1 protein-coding gene is annotated in these 2749 nt (G+C 57.8%); it reads right to left on the reverse strand.

Features of this window, described 5'->3' with window-relative positions; translation table 11 throughout:
- A partial coding sequence (locus tag ACI77D_RS29170; protein WP_407018082.1) for an immunoglobulin-like domain-containing protein occupies window positions 1-2749 on the reverse strand: 2749 nt, incomplete at both ends.

The raw sequence follows: 2749 nt of genomic DNA on the forward strand, positions 1-2749 counted from the left end.
AGTATCGGTGACGGTGGTGTTAACCGGCGTAGTACCAGGAACCAAATTCTCGAAGTGCTCGCCGCCCGTTACGCCTTTGATGGCAGTGGTAACGGTCTGGTCGCCTTTGTACACATCGTTTGGCGCCACGGTGGTGACGGTGCCGCTGGACTGGTTCACACCGATGGTGATGGTCTGACCATTGTCCAAGGTCACGGTCAGCGGGTTGGTGATGTTAGTTACTGCGTTACCCGACTTATCGACCAGCGACGCGGTGTAAACGATATTGCCGCCTTCGCCAACGGTGGTGGTGGCAGTCAGAACCACATCAACTTTGTCGATGGTGTCGTTGATCGTGGTGGTCGCGCCGTCGCCAGCAACTTCCAGCTTCTCGAAGTTGCCACCAGCGGTGTCAGTGATCTTGACCGTCTGAGTGCTCTTGTCGATGAACACGTCATCGCTAGGTGCTGGGACAGTCACGGTGCCGACGGTGTCGCCGGCTTTGATCGTAATGGTCGAGCCGTTATCGAGCTTCAGAGTGACGTCAGTACCGGCCTTGTTGCTCAAGGTTGCGGTGTAGGTGATCTGGCCACCCTCACTCACCTCGGACGGAGCCGTCAGGGTCACGGTAGTGGTGTCAGCAGTGCCCGGAGTGTCAGTCACAGTGGTGGTGACTTTATCGGTACCAGGGACCAGGTTTTCGAAGTGCTCGCCGCCGGTCACACCCTTAATTGCGGTGGTGACGGTTTGATCGCCTTTGTAGACGTCGTTTGGCGCCACGGTGGTGACGGTGCCGCTCGACTGATTCACGCCGATTGTGATGGTCTGGCCGTTATCCAAGGTCACGGTGAGCGGATTGGTGATGTTAGTCACTGCCGCGCCGTTTTTATCCACAAGGCTGGCGGTGTAAACGATGTTGCCGCCTTCGCCGACGGTAGTAGTAGCGGTCAGGACCACATCAACTTTGTCGATGGTGTCGTTGATCGTGGTGGTCGCACCGTCGCCAGCAACGTCCAGCTTCTCGAAGTTACCGCCAGCAGCGTCAGTGATCTTGACGGTCTGAGTGCTCTTGTCGATGAACACGTCATCGCTTGGCGCTGGGACCGTCACGGTGCCGACGGTGTCGCCGGCTTTGATGGTGATGGTCGAGCCGTTATCGAGCTTCAGCGTGACGTCGGTGCCGGCCTTGTTGCTCAAGGTTGCGGTGTAGGTGATCTGGCCACCTTCACTCACCTCGGACGGAGCCGTCAGGGTCACGGTAGTGGTATCGGCAGTGCCCGGAGTGTCAGTCACTGTGGTGGTGACTTTATCGGTGCCAGGGACCAGGTTTTCGAAGTGCTCGCCGCCAGTCACACCCTTAATTGCGGTGGTGACGGTTTGATCGCCTTTGTAGACGTCATCTGGAGCTACAACCGAAACGGTGCCGCTCGATTGATTCACACCGATGGTGATGGTCTGACCATTGTCCAAGGTCACGGTTAGCGGGTTGGTGATGTTAGTCACCGCGTTACCCGACTTGTCGACCAGCGACGCGGTGTAAACGATATTGCCGCCTTCGCCAACGGTGGTGGTAGCGGTCAGTACGACGTCGACCTTGTCGATGGTGTCGTTGATCGTGGTGGTCGCGCCGTCGCCTGCAACGTCCAGCTTCTCGAAGTTACCGCCAGCAGCGTCAGTGATCTTGACGGTCTGAGTGCTCTTGTCGATGAACACGTCATCGCTAGGTGCTGGGACAGTCACAGTGCCGACGGTGTCGCCGGCTTTGATGGTGATCGTCGAGCCGTTGTCCAGTTTCAGGGTTACGTCGGTGCCCGCTTTATTGGAAAGCGTAGCGGTGTACGTAATCTGACCACCTTCACTCACCTCGGACGGAGCCGTCAGGGTCACGGTAGTGGTATCGGCAGTGCCTGGTGTGTCGGTAACGGTGGTGTTAACCGGCGTAGTGCCCGGCACCAGGTTTTCGAAGTGCTCGCCGCCGGTTACGCCTTTGATAGCGGTCGTTACGGTTTGATCGCCTTTGTAGACGTCGTTTGGCGCCACGGTGGTGACCGTGCCGCTGGACTGGTTCACACCGATGGTGATGGTCTGACCATTATCCAAGGTCACGGTCAGCGGGTTGGTGATGTTAGTTACTGCGTTACCCGACTTATCGACCAGCGACGCGGTGTAGACGATATTGCCGCCTTCGCCAACGGTGGTGGTAGCGGTCAGAACCACATCAACTTTGTCGATGGTGTCGTTGATCGTGGTGGTCGCGCCGTCGCCAGCAACGTCCAGCTTCTCGAAGTTGCCACCAGCAGCGTCGGTGATCTTGACGGTCTGAGTGCTCTTGTCGATGAACACGTCATCACTTGGCGCTGGGACAGTCACAGTGCCGACGGTGTCGCCGGCTTTGATGGTGATCGTCGAGCCGTTGTCGAGTTTCAGGGTTACGTCAGTACCCGCTTTATTGGAAAGCGTAGCGGTGTACGTAATCTGACCACCTTCACTCACCTCGGACGGAGCCGTCAGCGTGACGGTAGTGGTGTCGATCGAGTCAGTAATCGTGGTGACCGCAGGGGTCGTACTCGGCACCAGGTTCTCGAAATTGCCGCCCGTCGCGCTCGTGATAGTGGTGCTGACAGTGCTGCCGTTTACGTAGACGTCGTTCGGCGGGGTGTCGACGATCACGCTGCCAACCGACTCGCCAGCCTTGATGGTAATCACCGAGCCATTGCTCAAAGTGACAGTCACTGGCGTCTGCGCTGGATTGGTCAACGTAGCGGTATAG

The organism is Pseudomonas sp. O39 (assembly GCF_045447295.1).
GTDB lineage: Bacteria > Pseudomonadota > Gammaproteobacteria > Pseudomonadales > Pseudomonadaceae > Aquipseudomonas > Aquipseudomonas antarctica_A.